Origin of the sequence: Ponticaulis koreensis DSM 19734, assembly GCF_000420665.1 — a bacterium.
In the GTDB taxonomy this organism is placed as follows: Bacteria; Pseudomonadota; Alphaproteobacteria; order Caulobacterales; family Hyphomonadaceae; genus Ponticaulis; species Ponticaulis koreensis.
On sequence record NZ_ATVJ01000003.1, the window covers coordinates 50,406 to 65,570 of the forward strand.

Here is a 15,165-nt window from a genome sequence, read left to right on the forward strand (position 1 = left end):
AAAGGAAAAAGCGAATGGCTAGATATAAGCGCAAAGGCGTCCTGATCACACCGCTCTGGGAACGCGAGGAAGACCCTAATCCTTGGCCGGGCATCATCATTGTGCTCGTCGTAGTAGCGATCATCGCTTCCGCATGCGGCGGGTAATCTCAAACTCTGACCTTCAAGGGGAGTGGTCCGGTCTCCGGCCACTCCTTTTTTGTGCCTGCTGTTGTGGAGTGACTATGGATTACCGCGAGTTTCATTCTGAGTTCCCGCATGGTTCTGCGCGTTTTGCAGATGATGGGGATGTGCAGCGCGCGGGTCTCTTGCGCGGCGAAGGATTATTCCTAGGCTATTGGGGAAGGCGCGCGCTGCAAAGTTCATCGGACGCGCCAGTTCTGGTGTGTGCGGGCTCCGGCTCTGGCAAGTCGCGCGATCTCTATATGCAGCTTTTATCGATGCCTAGCCGGGAATCTTTCTTGGTTTTGGATCCTAAAGGTGAGCTGTTCACTTGCTCTCACCTGACGCATGCGCGCCAGGAAATTAGGACCTACACGGTCAATCTCATGGCTGACGAGGGAGTTATTCCGGCTCATGGTTGCAATGTACTGGATATTTTAAAGCCAAACTGTCCGGCGCTGTTTGAGAATGCGCGGCTTTTGATCTCGGCAATGATTGCGGAGAACCCAGGCGAGAAATACTTCTCCAACCGCGCAAGGGACTGGATGCCGGATATTGCGGTGTCTGATGTGGAGAGCAATGGCTCAACGTCCTTGCCGCGTCTTTACGATATTCTTGCTATGATAGACGGCGATCCCAATGGGTGGGAGGCGTACTTAGAGCAGATGCTGAACTCGCGCTATGCGCCGGTCAGAAAAACAGCAGCCGAAATGTTCAAAAAGTCTCTCGATGCACCCAAAGAATTCTCCGGTGTGCTCGGCGAAATCAATAACGCTCTAGAGCCTCTCAAATCACCCCGCGTGCGCAAAATGCTAGAGGGCGGATTTTCGCTCGAAGAACTTACGGACGGGATGCATCCAGTCCGCGTGCATCTATGCATTGACGGTGATGTTCTGAAAGACATGGCCAGCATTGTCCGCCCGTTTTTCCAGGCGGTCATGATTTACAAAGGCCGTCGTCCCAGTTCACCTCGCGTTAATCTGCTGATCGATGAGGCTGCGCAGCTCTCCAAGTTCGATGCCCTGAAGACTGCGATGTCCTATTCAAGGGGCAAGGGTGTACGCACTATCGTGACGTTCCAGGATATTGGACAGATCGAAGAGCATTACTCAAAACCAGGCGTGAAGACCTTTTTCGGGAACAGCGAGACCAAGGTGTTCTTTGGCGTTCGCGATTACGAAACCGCGCAATTGATCTCCAACATGATGGGCACGGCCACCAATGAGATCCATCAAAAGCATGAACAGGAAAACGCGCGCCGGAAGGCCGGTAAGATCGCTATGGAGGTGATTGACGGCCGAAGTCCGCTGGAGGCCGCGAACGACTATATCCACTACCTAGAAGCGTCCAGACGTCCCCATAAACAGGCTCGTCCATTAATGAGTGCTGCGGAGATTTTGAGCATGCCAGAAGACAAGGCTATCATTCTGATCTCCGGTAAAGGCGTTCCGCCGATCATAGCTGATAAGCACCCATATTACTCGCGGGCTGCATCGCGTGAGATGAATCTGCGGTATCTGCCCCATCCATCTCATGAACCACGCGATAAGGTGCGTCTTTGGGGTTTCTTACGCTCACGCTGGGTAAGAGCTGTACGCAGGCCTGTTCCAGAAGAATATCGCTATTTCCCCCAATATGCATTTGGACATGCAGTATCGTTAGAGGACCACCCCCTCTAGCAGAAAAGGAGCGCTGTCTTGTCTGATGGTGTTCGCGCGCGTTTTACCGCGCAAAGTCAGGCTCCTGCGCCTGATATCAAAACCAGATTAGAGCTGGATAAGCTGAAGGCTGAGCGCGCAAAGGCGAAGCCGCAGCCTCAGCGCCAACTTACTCCTAAAGGTCCAATTCGAATGCAGGTGCTATCCGCTGAAGCGTCCAAAAGCCATGCGCGGCTTGGCCAGCTTAAAACAGCTTTGGAGCAGGCAAAGCAGGAAGCGGCTCGGCAGTATTCGCTGAACTCTCGAGCAGGCTTTGCCAAGGCTCAGTTCGATAAGGGGCGTTAGCATACGCCTGTACTCAGCAGTGACAGAAGCGGAATAATAGGAGAGTATTCCTATTAATAATCTCAACAATAACAAAGGAGAAGACCATGAGTAAATACAATCAAAGAAATGACCAAGAGCGCCAAAGCCCGCCGGAACAAACGCCGCAGCGCAAGCAACCGGCTGATGTTCTGCGGTCCTCAAACCTGAAGGCCACCATCTGGGAACAAAAGACGGAGAACGGGTCGATGTTCAACACAACGCTGACACGTTCATACACGGATAAAGATGGTCGCTGGCAGGAAACGGGTACGCTCCGCGAGCGCGATAACCTTCCTGCTGGCGAGCTTCTGCGCCAATCGCATAACCGTATCAATGAGCTCCGCCGGGAAATTGCTGAACGAGGCAATGCGAGAACGCAGGATCAAGAGCAGGAGCGATAGGCTGAATGAGGGCAGAAGTCGATTTCGGAAAATATGCGAGGTTTCTTGCTGATAGCGGGCTGAGCGAAGAGCAAATCGCCCAAATGCTCCAGGACTACTGGAGCATTGTTTGTGGATTTGTGGCGCTGGGATGGGGCGTGAGTGCCCCTGACCATGCGCTAAGTGCCTCTGATTTACCCCCTGAAAACAACTGGAGTGGTCCCAAAAATCTGAGTGTTTCCGGCTCCGATCTGGTATCCTTTAAGCACAAAGCAGCCAGAAAAATTGAAGCAACAAACGTCTCTAAGCAGGAGGTGTTTCAGGAGGGAGTCAAAACATGAAGGGAGATGAGCTTAGGAAAACGAGAGCTGTAACATATGTGCGGGTCAGTTCTGCCGCGCAAGTTGCCCGGGGACAAGGAGCTGAGAGCCAGGCGGCACGATGTGCCGAATTTGCAAGAATGAGAGGATACGAAGTTGAAAAGGTGTTTGCGGACAAAGCGGTTTCTGGCTCGCTAGTCGAACGCCCCGCTATGAAAGAACTGCTCTCTTTTCTTAGAAAAAATAAAAAAGACAAGGTCGTCGTCCTTATCGATGAAATATCCCGGCTGGCCAGAGGTTTGGAGGCGCACATTTCCCTACGGGTGCTGATCGCCAAGGCTGGAGGAATCCTAGAAAGTCCTAGTCACGAATTTGGTGATGATTCTGACAGTCAGCTCGTTGAATATATGCTGGCTTCTGTGAGTCAGCATTTTCGTATGAAAATCAAAGAAACAACTCGCCACCGGATGGAGGCTAGAATGCGTTCTGGCTTTTGGGCGTTCTACGCGCCTTGGGGGTTTTCGTATGTTAAAACCAAAGAGCACGGAAACGTTCTGGTTCGCGATGAGCCTTTAGCTTCAATTATCCAAGAAGGAATTGAGGGATACGCGAACGGTCGTTTCCAGACACAAGCCGAGGTGGCGAGGTTCTTCGAAAGTAGGGAGGGATTTCCGAAGGATAGCCGTGGAAAGGTTCGAATCCAGCGAGTCAAAAATATACTGACGCGCCGAGTTTATGCGGGCTTGGTCGAGTATGAACCATGGGGCGTCACGCTTCGGGAAGGATATCATGATGGGCTGGTGTCTGTCGCAACTTTCGACAAGGTACAGGAGCGCCTAGCAGGAAAAGCGTACGCGCCAGTTCGCGCTGATATAAACGAAGCTTTTCCAGTTCGCGGCGCAGTCGAATGCGCTGATTGCGGGCATGCACTGACAGCATGTTTTTCTAAAAGCAAAACTGGGAAGTTGCATCCATACTATCTTTGTCATCACAAGGGCTGTGTTTCTTATCGTAAATCTATCAGGCGTGATGACCTTGAGGGCGCGGTTGAGGCCATGCTGGAGACTCTGAGTCCCAGCTCAGGCATGTTTGAGATGATCAAAGAAATGTTCGCCGACGCATGGAATCAGCAACAAGCGCAGGCGCAAATCATCGCGAAGAACATCCGCGTCGAGATGAACAAGCTTGAAAAGCAGATTGACGGAATTGTTGACCGGATTGTTGATGCGACCAGCGAGCGCGTCATTCAGGCTTATGAGCAACGCATTGAAACGCTTGAACGTAAGAAGCTTGTTCTTAGTGAGAAGCTTCAAAATGCATCAAAGCCAAAGCGTACCTTTGAGGAGATGTTCGAACTCACCATGGGGTTCCTCTCAAGGCCCTGTAATATTTGGAAAAATGGAGGATTGGCCGAGAAGAAAACAGTGCTTCGTTTGGTGCTTTCCGACAGACTTCAATATAGCCGTGAAAGCGGACTTCGAACCCCACGGATAGCCCGTGTTTTCAGTATCATGAAAGGAGAAAATATGACTGATGGTAAAATGGCGGACTGGGGAGGATTCGAACCCCCGACCCCTTGGTTCGTAGCCAAGTACTCTATCCAACTGAGCTACCAGTCCGCGCCGAGAAGAACGCGTGAATACAGAAAGCAGGCCAGCATGGCAAGCGTCTGAAGCGGAAAAAATTCAGTTTTTCTGACTTTCTTTTCGGCGGCCCGTTAAGCCACGTTATAAGGTGCCGCATTTGCCGCATGAACGCCGCGTGCAATTGCCCGTGCCAGCGTGCTGGCAGCCAGTTCGCCAAGGCGAGCAATCATCATCGGGCGCGGCTCTGATATCTCTTTCTCGCCGGTGGAGAGCGCGAAGACGACATCGCCATCGAACGGTGCAAATACAGGCCGGATGGCCCGTGCCATGCCGGCGACGGCCATATCTGCGACGCGTTGCGTTTCACTCGGGGTGAGGGCGGCATCGGTCGCAATCGTGGCAATCGTCGTGTTGGTGCGCGGCGATGGGTTGGCTTTGGCCGAGCCCCAGTCTTCGGCGTCGAAATCGAAGGTCTGCGGCATACCCATACCGCCAAACTCACCCTCGATCTCATAAGGCGCAGCCCAGTAAGACTCAGAGTTCGGAACTTTGACCGAGCCGAAGGAGTTCACCGCGACGATGGCGCCGACTGTGTAGCCGTCATTGGAGACGATGCTGGCAGAACCAAGGCCGCCTTCCATCGCACCTGCGCGTGCGCCAAGCCCTGCGCCGCGATTGCCCAGGTCGAATGTTTTGGAGAGTGCGTCGAACGCTTTCTGACCTAGTGTGCGGTAGGGCGGTTTGGTGCCCCAGTCTTTGTCGCCGCCATTGGCAAGGTCATAGAGAATAGCAGACGGAACAATCGGGCTTTTTGGAACGCCCGGCAGCTCCATCAGGGCGAAACCTTTGCCGGATGCACCAATCTCCGCGATCACGCCATCAGCCGCGGCCAGACCATAAACAGAGCCGCCTGACAGGACGATGGCGTCCACATCATCGACCAGCGTTCCGAGTTGAAGCGCGTCGGTTTCACGCGTCCCAGGGCCGCCGCCAGCAATGTGAACGGCGCAGACGGCGCGCTTTTGTGGCCTGATCACGGTGACGCCTGTGCGGACGCCTTCATCTTCAGCATTGCCGACCATGAGACCGGCAATATCGGTGATCAGATTAAGTTGTCCACGTTTTGCCATGACCTGCCTTTCTCTCTTTTATTCAGGGTGTATGGTGCATTCAAACTGTCGCCAAGGAACTTTTCATGTTGCGCACCGCTCTCTCATCCATTTCTGCTCTTGCTCTGCTCGCTGCTTGTTCACCAGAGACTGCTGAAACGCCAGAAGCTGCACCGCCCGCGCCGGAAGCGGCTATAGAGGCGTCGTCTACTGACTGGGCGTATGGCGGCATGGTTGCCGCGGCTGACCCGCGCGCCGTTGCTGCTGGTGTTCGCGTGCTTGAGGCTGGTGGTACAGCGGTCGATGCAGCCATTGCTGTTCACTCCGTTCTGGGGCTTGTCGAGCCACAAAGTTCTGGCCTCGGCGGTGGTGCTTTCATGATGGTCTACGAGCATGAAACTGACACCATCACTATGCTGGACGGGCGTGAGCGTGCGCCGTCAGGCATTACCGAAGACTGGTTCAAGGATGAAGAAGGCAATGTCCGCGACTTCATCACGTCGTGGCAGTCCGGCTTGTCTATCGGTGTGCCGGGGCAGGTTGCGCTTTACGAAGAGGCGCATGAGCGTTTCGGTCAGGCTGAATGGAGCTCACTCTTCGAAGATGCGATTACGCTGGCCGAAGATGGTTTTGAAGTTTCACCGCGTTTAAATGGCTCGCTGTCGAGCGAGCGTTTCCGGAGCTTCTCGCTTCTGGACGATAATCCTGACACGGCCGCATATTTCTATCCGGAGGGCGAGCCGCTTGCAGCCGGTGAGCTGCGCCTGAACCCTGACTATGCAGAAACGCTTCGGGCTGTTTCTGAGGAAGGCGCGAGCGCGTTTTACACCGGTCCGATCGCTGAATCGATTATCGCTGCGGCAACCGCAGAGCCGCTGGGCAGTGTGATGACGCTCGAAGATCTGGCCAGTTATGAAGTAACCACGCGTCAGGCGGTGTGCGGTGAAGCACTTGGCTTTACGATCTGTTCGGCGCCTCCACCGTCTTCTGGCGGCGTAACACAGAACGCTATTCTGGGTCTGTACGAGCGGTTCACAGCAGACCTGCCAAACGGTTACTCCGATGAGCATGTCCGCGCTTACGTCGATGCGCAGCGTCTCTCATATGCTGACCGTGACCATTATGTTGCGGATGCGGATTTCGTGACCGTGCCGACGGCGGATCTGATTGATCCAGCCTATCTCGATCACCGTGCAACCGAGCGGTTTGCGCCGGATGGCCATGCCACACCGGGTGATCCGGGCGCAGTTCTGCGTGGTGAGCCTATGATCGACATGTGGGGCCATGACGGTACGCAACATGAGCCAGGCACGACGCATGTGTCTGTGGTTGATCGCTATGGCAATGCAGTTTCAATGACGGCGACGGTCGAAGCCGGTTTCGGGTCTTCGCGGTGGGCATCCGGTTTCGTTCTGAACAACGAGCTGACCGACTTCTCTCGTGATCCGGAATACAATGGCCAACCGGTAGCGAACGCGCCTGCAGGCAATAAGCGCCCGCGGTCTTCTATGTCTCCAACGCTCGTCTTCGATGATGAGGGCGATCTCTTCATGGTGACGGGCTCGCCGGGCGGTAACTCCATCGTAGCTTACGTCTCTAAAACGCTCGTGGGCGTTCTCGACTGGGGCATGAGTGCGCAGGACGCGGTGAACTATCCGAACGTAATCGCGCGCGGGGACACAGTCGGTGTCGAGATCACGTACGAGCCGGGCACACAGCTCAGCGCGATGCTGCGCGAAGCCGGTTATAGCGTTCAGGACCGTGAGGGTGAGAATTCAGGTCTGCACGTGATTGTCGTGCGTGAAGATGGTCTGGAAGGTGCGGCTGACCCGCGCCGTGAAGGTGTGGCTGTCGCGGTAGAGTAATCTCTACCGCTTAAGCACCAGTTCAAATGTTGTGCCGTCCGGGCCTGTGCTGATCAGGTCCAGTCGGGCGTTCATCCCATCTGCAAGCTCGCGCGCAATGGCGAGTCCGAGCCCTGATCGGCCTTCGCGGCGCGTGCCCGAGAATGGCTTGAACAGGCTTTCGCGCATGCGCTCGGGAATACCGGGCCCGTTATCGACAATATTCAGATTGATTGAGTTATCGGTGACCGTTGCGCGTACACTCACTCGGCCTTCACCGGCTGTCTCATAATGGGTTGAAAGCGCCTGCGCGGCGTTGCGAACAAGGTTTACTATAATGCGGTGCAGATGGTCGGGGTCAATCGACGCGGTCAGTCTGTCATCGACATCCTGTTCAAAGCCGGTGCCAGGGCAAACGGCCAGCCCTTCACTTGCAGCCTCACGGACGATGTCCGCCAGCGCGTGAATGCCGAGGTGCGGGGCAGGCGTCTCGGCACGACCAAAGGCGAGCGTGTCCTCTGCAAGCTTACTGGCGCGCTCAATGGCGCGTTCCAGCCGCGGTGCTGCGCGTTGGACACGCGGGTCGTCGCTCATGGATAGGCCATCAGAGACGATCTGTGCCGCCGCAAGAGAGTTGCGCAGGTCATGATTGATCTTGGCCATTGCTTCACCCAGCTGGGCGAGGCGTTCACGCTCGCGCAGGGCATTCTTTACCGTAGTTTCCATATCTGCGAGCGCACTTTGCGTACGACCGATTTCATCTGTCCTGTCTGTCGCTTCAATAGAATGCTGCATGTCGCGTGGTGCGTCGCGGATATGTTCGATGGCGCGTGTAATATTGCGCATCGGGCGCACGACCAGAAATACCAGCGTCAGATAGATAAAGAACCCGACAAAGGCAGAGATGAAGAATGACAGCAGAATGATACTGCGGCTGTATTCGCGAAGCTCTGTCTGCAGTGGTGCGGCTTCGACGACCACTTCGATAAAGTCGCCTTCAAACTCGGGCTCGGCGACGATGCGGTAATAGCTGGCTTCAGGTGTGATCAGCGTGCCCATCGTTTCTGCGAAGCGCTGCAGAAAGCTTTCGGTGCGCACATCGATAATCTTGAACTCGCCGCGCATTTCCATAGCGGGGGTGAGAATGGCTTCGCGTGCTGTGGGAGACCCGGTTGCCACGGCCACGATACGGGCGCGTTCCAGAAGATCACGGGAGAGCTGGTCTGACACCCGTCGTTCCGGCGCGGCTTCCAGAGCCATTACGGCCGTCTGGGCCATGCCAACGCGTTCGTTGATCCAGTCATCGCGGAATTTTGCCGCCGAAGGCAAAAAGATCAGCATCTCGGCGACAAGGATAAAAATGATGGTTAAGGCAAAAAGCTGGGATGACAGTCCGAGGCCCCAACGCCGGACTGGCTTATTAAGGGTCTGCCCCTCCGCATTCCCGCTTTGCGTGCCCATATCGAATGGCATGTAAGTTGCCCCCCGGCAGTACACAAGTCATCACGGAATTCGTTGCGTGATCCCGACCAGTGTTTTCGCCATAGATCCGAAGACTTTTGGCTGGAAATAAACGCTCGCTGACCGTTTCACGACTTCTGCGCGTGTCGGATAAGGCGAGATGTATTTTGTAAGGTCGCGCATCTTCAGCTTGTTCGCCATGGCGAGTGACAGGATCTGAAGAATGTCACCTGCGCCAGTGCCCAGAATTGATGCGCCGAGAATTTTGTCGCCGTTGCCAACGAAGAGACGGATACCGCCTTCCGTGTCGCGTTCTGCAATGGCCCGGTCATTTTCGTGGAACGGAAATTCGATCACCTGAACATTATCACCATCACGCTCGCGGGCTTCTGCCTCTGACAGTCCGATCTGTGCCAGCTCTGGCTCGATATAAGTGACGGCGGGAATCTGTTCGCTCACGGCTTTGGCAGGCAGTTTCATCAGCGCTGCCTGAACAAAAATACTCGCATGCCAGCCGGCAAGGTGGGTGAACTGGCCACGGCCGGCGATATCGCCTACGGCCCAGACCTTTGAATTGGACACAGAGCGCAGGTTCGGCTTTGTCGTAATGCCAGCGCGTGTGTGCTCGACGCCGCCGGCCTCAAGGTTCAGACCATCCAGCGCGGAAACGCGTCCAACGGCGACCAGCAGGTGTGAGCCGCTAATGGTTTTCTTCTCGCCATCATGTTCGACTTTGACCGAAATATCACCCGGCTGACCAAAGACTTCGACGGCCTTGTGACCCTCCAGAATGGTTACGCCTTCAGCCCGAAGCGCTTCGATGGCTTTAGCCGCATGAACAGGGTCTGCATTGCCGAGCGCTTTCGCCATCTCGATCACAGTCACGTCAGCGCCGAGCCGACGGAAGGCCTGCGCCATCTCAACGCCGATCGGGCCGCCGCCCAGGATCACCAGATGGCTCGGGAATTCTGGCAGGCTGAACAGGGTTTCATTCGTCACGTAAGGCAGCGTGTTCATGCCCGTAATCGGTGGCACGAAGGCGTGTGAGCCGGCTGCGATCACGACACGACGCGCTTTGACTTCTGTCGTTTCGGACTCGATGGTGTTTTCGTCTTTGAAGCTAGCGTATTCGCGGATGACATTGACGCCGAGACCTTCAAACCGTTCCTGGCTGTCGACCGGAGCAATCTGCTCAATGACGCCGTTTACATGCGCTTTGACAGCGTCCCAGTCGATTTGCGGTTCGGCAGGCGCAATGCCGAATTTGGCGGCATTGCGCATGGTCTTGGCCGTTTTGGCCGCCGCCAGAAGCGCTTTGGATGGAACACAGCCTGTATTGAGGCAGTCGCCACCCATTTCGCCTTTTTCAAAAAGAACGACGTTCAGGCCAAGCTGGGCTGCACCGGAGGCAACCGAGAGGCCGCCTGATCCGGCGCCAATGACGACGAGGTCTGCTTTGATTTTTGTTTTGGACATTTGTTTTTCTCGGTCGTCTTAGTTTTCTGCAGGTGCTGCCGGAACTTTTCGGAAGCGTTTCAGGATGACAGGTATCAGGCTCACCACGGCGAGTGCCGCCATAGGTGGCGCAACCTGCCAGAAAAAGCCGCCAAGGTTCAGATCTTCACCGCGGTCGAATACGCCGCCAAGTCCGGCGCCGACCCATGTGTAAGCGATGACCCCCGGCATAATTCCGAAGAAAGTTGATAAGATGAAGTCACGCGCTTTGGCGCCGAGCAGGGCAGGGGCGATATTCGCCACAGGGAACGGCACCATTGGCATAAAGCGCAGAAAGAACATGTAGCTGAGCGCATCTTCGCGGAAGCCTGCCTCCAGCTTTTTCAGGAAGGGCCCGGCACGCTGGCGAAGTGGCTCGCCAATGGAGGTGCGGGCAACGCTGAACAGCGCTGTCGCACCAAGCGTTGCGCCCAGCACCGTAGCAGCGGACCCGCCGACGAGGCCAAAGAGGAAGCCGCCTGCAATCGTAATCCAGAGCGCGCCCGGCAGCATGAACAGCGTCGCAAGTGCGTAGACAGCGATATAGGCTGCAAAAGCGAGTGCGAAATTCTCGGTCACGAACTCGTTGAGCGCAGCACGCTGTGTCTCAAGCGTTTCAAGCGAGAGGTATTTGTGCAGGCCGGCCATGTAGGCGGCAACAAGCCCGACAATCACAATTGCGACTGGCAGAAGGCGTAACGCCCAATTTGTTTTCTTTGCCTGTGTTGGCGTGTCTGTGTGCGTCATTATTTTACGTCTCGTTTCGGCCGTTAGGAGGCAACGTCGTTGAGGGACCAGTCATACTCGTGACCGGCAATATCGGGGCGGGCATTGATGCGTTCAGCGAGGTCATCGTCTGCGAATTGCAGGAGATGCGCAATCACGCCGTTTTCCGTGCCGCCAAAGTCTTCGCGAAACCAGCGATAGATGCTGGAAACTTCGAGGCGACCGTCCCGGCGGAAGCTCACGCCGCGCGGATGATTGATGTAGTCACGCGCCGCGGCATTCAGGTCTTCGTCCAGCGTGTCCGCTGTCCAGGCTTGTGTTTGCAGGTTCGGACAGCCGATTGAAGCGCAGTTAACGGCATAATGCACGCGCGGATCATCAAAGCGAACGCGCAAAATGTCATGCTCTATATTATCTAAGGACAGCGTTTCGCCCTCTACCGTGACTACATCCTGTTTCCAGGGGCCGCGGCTGAACAGGCCGGATGAAATATCACGAATCGAATCGACCGGGTAATTCTCGATGATTACCTGCACGGTGAGCGCATTATAAAGATTAGCCCAGGCTGCGAATTGCGCGTCGTCAGGCAGGGCCGAGATCGGTTGAGTGGCGAGGGACTCAATATACGCGTTCAAGCTGGCGCGCGCTGAAGCGTCGTCACTAAGACGGGCATAGTCAACGCGGTTCACGCCATCATCTGAATCCACAACGAAATCAGAGAGGATCGCGGTCCATGCGGAATGGTCCTGCGCGCCCATTGTCTCTGTTTGAGCAGATTGCGCTTGTGCAGGCAGCGTTGCGGTCGTTCCTGCAAGCATCAGCGCAATAAAGGCTTTTCTTATAACGGGTGAGGATGTCACGCCGGTTCTCCATAAAACTGAGACATTTATATATGTGTGAGGTCTAGCCATGTCGCCTCACGTTGAGTATCAGCGCTTCAAACGCACGTGAGGTCCAGTCACGGAAGATGTTATCTCTGTTTCAGGGGATATTTTTCTGTCGATTGTGCTTGACGATGCCAGCTAAAGCCCGTATCAGCGCGGGCTTTCTAACACAAAGGGGCGTGAGCCGTGAAACGCACATTCCAGCCAAGCCGACTGAAGCGTGCCCGTACCCACGGGTTCCGCAGCCGCATGTCAACCAAGAACGGTCGTAAAGTTCTTGCAAACCGCCGTGCCAAGGGCCGTAAGCGTCTGGGCGTATCTTAATTGATACGATGCAGATTCGCCGTCTGAAAATCCGTAAGGAGTTTCTGAAGGCGGCGAAAGGGCACGCAGCCCGGCGCCATCTCGTAGTGGTGCAGGGTATTGATCGTCGCGACGGTCAACAGCATGTCGGTGAAGGCTTTACCACGACGAAAAAGATTGGCGGCGCTGTTGTCCGAAACCGGGCTCGGCGCCGTTTGCGTGTCGCGGCACGTGAACTGCTGCCAAAATACGCAAAGCCCGGATACGACTATGTGTTCATTGCGCGTGCAGGCACAGCTGCGGCACCATGGGAACGTTTGCTTGACGATGTGGAAACAGCGTTGATAAGGCTCCACTGGGATAAATCCGCACAATAGTAGATTAGATGGGCGAGAGCGCTCAGAGGAACAGGGCAGCAGCAAATGCAACAGGAAACCAGTCTGCGCAATCTGATCATTGCGATGGTGGCAATCGGCGCGATCATGTTGTTCTGGCAGATCTTCTTCTGGGGTCCTGAACAGGAAGCCCGCAATGAAATGCTCGCAGCGCGTCAGGCCGCTAACGAGCAGGTCGAAGCGGCTAACACGACGGCGACTGAAGGCGCTGCTGAGACGCTCCCTGCCGAACCTGTCTACGAAGATGTCCGTATACCTTTCTCCGGCCCTGCAATGGACGGCTCCATTCTTCTGCGTGGTGCGCGTGTCGATACGCTGAACCTGCGTAACTATTACGAGACGCTGGAAGATCGCGAAGCTGAGAATCCTGAAGGCGAAGTCACGATCTTCCAGCCTCAGGGCACAGGCGACGGCTATTATGCCTCTCTTGGTTGGACGAACTCTGAAGGCGCGGCGATCACGGACGCCCAAACGCCATGGCAACTGGTTGAAGGCGACGAGCTGACACCTGAAACGCCAATTGTAATCGGCTATGACACAGATGGCCTGTCTATCAGTCGCGAAGTGTCTATCGATGAGAACTTCATGTTCACATTCTCAGACACCGTCACGAATACATCGGGCCGTGAGCGTTCCGTCCAGCCATATGGTGTCCTTCGCCAGTTCGGTGCGCCGGACGATCTGGCAAACTTCTACATTCTTCACGAAGGCCTCGTTGCTGCGACCGGCGGCGAGCTTCACCTTGAGAAGTACAAGAAGCTGGAAGAGGGCGCGAGCTTTGGCCGCGATAGCTCAGAAGGCGGTTGGATTGGTCTGACATCCAAATACTGGCTGGGCGCGCTCATTCCGGATCAGAGCCAGCCATTCAATGTCAGCTACCGCACAATCAACCGCGACTCTGGACAAGTCCTGCAGGCGCGTATGGATGGTGCAGCTTCTCTGCTGGCGCCGGGTGAAACGATCACATCTGTGAACCGTGTCTTCGGTGGTGCGAAAGAGTCGTCCACACTGCGTGCTTATGAAGAAGAACTCGGTATCAGCCGTTTCCAGGACGCGATCGACTGGGGCAGCATGTTCTTCTGGCTCACCAAGCCTTTCTTCTTCCTGCTCTCGTGGATCAACAGCATTGTCGGTAATTTCGGTATTTCCATTCTGATCCTGACGGTTCTCGTGAAGGCTGTGTTCTTCCCGATCCAGACCAAAGCGTACCAGTCCATGGCGAAAATGCGCGAACTCTCCGAGCCTATGAAGCGCATCCGTGAGACGGTTGAAGACAAGCAGGAGCAGCAGCGCCAACTGGCTGAGCTTTATCAGAAGTCCGGTGTGAACCCGCTTGCGGGCTGTCTGCCGATCTTCATTCAGATCCCTGTCTTCTACGGTCTCTACAAAACGCTCTTCGTGACCATCGAAATGCGCCATGAAGACTTCCCACTTCTGCCTTGGATTCAGGATTTGTCCGCGCCGGACCCAACCGCGCTCGGCAACCTGTTCGGTCTCATTCCGATCTCTAACGCTGCGCTGGAAAGCGTGCCGCTGATCGGTCCGATGATCCTGACGGTTGGCTTCCTGCCAATCTTCTACGGCATCACAATGTGGGCGCTTCAGTCTCTGAACCCGCCTCCGACAGACAACACGCAGAAGCTGATCTTCGGCATGATGCCGATCATCCTGACATTCGTCTTCTCAAGCTTCGCGGTTGGTCTGGTCATTTACTGGTGCTGGTCGAACATTCTCTCGATTGCACAGCAATACGTGATCATGCGCCGCCACGGTCAGGAAACCCAGGTTGATAAGCTGATCAAACGTCTGTTCAGCAAAAAAGGTGAAGCGAGCGAGTGAGCGAAGTCGAATACACGGACAAACAAATTGAACAGGGGCGGCTTTTATTTGCCGCTCCTGTTGATTTCGTTATGGGGGTTACGGACATGCGTAGCCTGCCGCCTGCGGACTATCCTGAAATCTGTTTCGCCGGCCGATCCAATGTGGGCAAGTCCAGCCTGATCAACGCGCTGACAAACCGCAAGAACCTCGCCCGTTCATCGAACGAGCCAGGCCGTACGCGCGAGCTGAACTACTTCAACCTCAATGAAGAACTGTTCCTCGTTGACCTTCCGGGCTTTGGCTATGCGCGTGCGTCAAAGACGGACATTGCACGCTGGACGAAGCTGACGCTGAAATATCTTCAGGGCCGCCCAACGCTTAAGCGCGTTTTCCTTCTGATCGATTCACGTCGGGGCGTTATGGAATCCGACGAAGAGATCATGTCGCTTCTGGATACAACAGCTGTCGTTTATCAGGTCGTGCTGACCAAGACGGACAAGCTTAAGGCCAAAGAGCGTGAAGGTCTGGTGGAGAAGGTCAAAGCCCGCCTGATCAAGCGTCCTGCCTTTCACCCGATTGTAATGGAAACGTCGAGCGAGAAAGGCTTCGGCGTTGCCGAGCTTCGCGCCGAAATCGCAACACTTCGCTGATCCGAGG

At 55.4% G+C, this 15,165-nt stretch carries 16 protein-coding genes, 1 tRNA gene and 1 pseudogene; 11 read left to right on the forward strand and 7 right to left on the reverse strand.

Annotation, left to right across the window (positions count from 1 at the left end; translation table 11 throughout):
- Nucleotides 1–14: 14 nt before the first annotated feature.
- The 6 genes and pseudogenes from G523_RS21305 to G523_RS21360 form a co-directional block, all read left to right on the forward strand.
- The gene (locus G523_RS21305) at nucleotides 15–146 is read left to right on the forward strand and encodes a hypothetical protein (protein WP_022695903.1); all 132 of its coding nucleotides are present in this window, start codon (nucleotides 15–17) and stop codon (nucleotides 144–146) included.
- A gap of 77 nt (nucleotides 147–223) precedes the next feature.
- Nucleotides 224–1,840, forward strand: a complete 1,617-nt coding sequence (locus G523_RS0115085) for a type IV secretory system conjugative DNA transfer family protein (protein ID WP_022695904.1) — start codon at nucleotides 224–226, stop codon at nucleotides 1,838–1,840.
- Between the two features lie 18 nt (nucleotides 1,841–1,858).
- Nucleotides 1,859–2,164 (forward strand): hypothetical protein, encoded by a 306-nt coding sequence (locus tag G523_RS0115090; RefSeq protein ID WP_022695905.1) that lies wholly within the window; start codon nucleotides 1,859–1,861, stop codon nucleotides 2,162–2,164.
- An 86-nt stretch (nucleotides 2,165–2,250) separates the two neighbouring features.
- Nucleotides 2,251–2,586, forward strand: coding sequence for a hypothetical protein (locus tag G523_RS19540; RefSeq protein WP_022695906.1), 336 nt, complete (start codon nucleotides 2,251–2,253; stop codon nucleotides 2,584–2,586).
- 5 nt (nucleotides 2,587–2,591) lie between these two features.
- Nucleotides 2,592–2,906 (forward strand): hypothetical protein, encoded by a 315-nt coding sequence (locus G523_RS0115100; RefSeq protein WP_022695907.1) that lies wholly within the window; start codon nucleotides 2,592–2,594, stop codon nucleotides 2,904–2,906.
- Nucleotides 2,903–3,934 (forward strand): annotated as a pseudogene (locus G523_RS21360) (recombinase family protein); the annotation flags it as partial. The gene G523_RS0115100 and the pseudogene G523_RS21360, both read left to right, overlap by 4 nt.
- Nucleotides 3,935–3,964: 30 nt before the next feature.
- On the opposite strand, the gene G523_RS21015 reads toward G523_RS21360, so the two are convergent.
- From G523_RS21015 to G523_RS0115115, 3 genes are all read right to left on the reverse strand, one after another.
- Entirely contained in the window at nucleotides 3,965–4,198 is a 234-nt protein-coding gene (locus G523_RS21015) for a hypothetical protein (RefSeq protein ID WP_027441801.1), read from the reverse strand.
- Between the two features lie 229 nt (nucleotides 4,199–4,427).
- Nucleotides 4,428–4,504 (reverse strand) — tRNA-Arg (locus tag G523_RS0115110).
- A gap of 98 nt (nucleotides 4,505–4,602) precedes the next feature.
- Nucleotides 4,603–5,601 (reverse strand): P1 family peptidase, encoded by a 999-nt coding sequence (locus tag G523_RS0115115; RefSeq protein ID WP_022695908.1) that lies wholly within the window; start codon nucleotides 5,599–5,601, stop codon nucleotides 4,603–4,605.
- A 65-nt stretch (nucleotides 5,602–5,666) separates the two neighbouring features.
- Here G523_RS0115115 and ggt point away from each other — a divergent pair, with 65 nt between their 5' ends.
- Nucleotides 5,667–7,445 (forward strand): gamma-glutamyltransferase, encoded by a 1,779-nt coding sequence (gene ggt / locus G523_RS0115120; protein WP_022695909.1) that lies wholly within the window; start codon nucleotides 5,667–5,669, stop codon nucleotides 7,443–7,445.
- Between the two features lie 3 nt (nucleotides 7,446–7,448).
- On the opposite strand, the gene G523_RS19545 is transcribed toward ggt, so the two are convergent.
- The 4 genes from G523_RS19545 to G523_RS19550 are packed head-to-tail and all read right to left on the reverse strand — an operon-like array spanning nucleotide 7,449 to nucleotide 11,965.
- Nucleotides 7,449–8,897 carry a sensor histidine kinase gene (locus G523_RS19545; RefSeq protein ID WP_022695910.1) on the reverse strand — a complete coding sequence of 483 codons (1,449 nt, stop codon included), beginning with the start codon at nucleotides 8,895–8,897 and terminating at the stop codon, nucleotides 7,449–7,451.
- A gap of 30 nt (nucleotides 8,898–8,927) precedes the next feature.
- Entirely contained in the window at nucleotides 8,928–10,361 is a 1,434-nt protein-coding gene (locus tag G523_RS0115130) for a dihydrolipoyl dehydrogenase family protein (RefSeq protein WP_022695911.1), read from the reverse strand.
- Nucleotides 10,362–10,379: 18 nt separating this feature from the next.
- Nucleotides 10,380–11,126: a TVP38/TMEM64 family protein gene (locus G523_RS0115135; RefSeq protein WP_022695912.1), complete on the reverse strand. Its 747-nt coding sequence runs from the start codon at nucleotides 11,124–11,126 to the stop codon at nucleotides 10,380–10,382.
- A gap of 23 nt (nucleotides 11,127–11,149) precedes the next feature.
- A complete protein-coding gene (locus G523_RS19550; protein WP_162141060.1) occupies nucleotides 11,150–11,965 on the reverse strand; it encodes a DUF547 domain-containing protein in 816 nt (271 codons plus the stop codon).
- 210 nt (nucleotides 11,966–12,175) lie between these two features.
- Here G523_RS19550 and rpmH point away from each other — a divergent pair, with 210 nt between their 5' ends.
- The 4 genes from rpmH to yihA are packed head-to-tail and all read left to right on the forward strand — an operon-like array spanning nucleotide 12,176 to nucleotide 15,158.
- A complete protein-coding gene (gene rpmH / locus G523_RS20730) occupies nucleotides 12,176–12,313 on the forward strand; it encodes a 50S ribosomal protein L34 (RefSeq protein WP_081648850.1) in 138 nt (45 codons plus the stop codon).
- Nucleotides 12,314–12,321: 8 nt separating this feature from the next.
- The gene (gene rnpA, locus G523_RS19555; RefSeq protein WP_022695914.1) at nucleotides 12,322–12,669 is read left to right on the forward strand and encodes a ribonuclease P protein component; all 348 of its coding nucleotides are present in this window, start codon (nucleotides 12,322–12,324) and stop codon (nucleotides 12,667–12,669) included.
- A gap of 45 nt (nucleotides 12,670–12,714) precedes the next feature.
- A complete protein-coding gene (gene yidC, locus G523_RS0115150) occupies nucleotides 12,715–14,526 on the forward strand; it encodes a membrane protein insertase YidC (protein ID WP_022695915.1) in 1,812 nt (603 codons plus the stop codon).
- A complete protein-coding gene (gene yihA / locus G523_RS0115155) occupies nucleotides 14,523–15,158 on the forward strand; it encodes a ribosome biogenesis GTP-binding protein YihA/YsxC (protein WP_022695916.1) in 636 nt (211 codons plus the stop codon). Before yidC ends, yihA begins: the two co-directional genes overlap by 4 nt.
- Nucleotides 15,159–15,165: the final 7 nt, after the last annotated feature.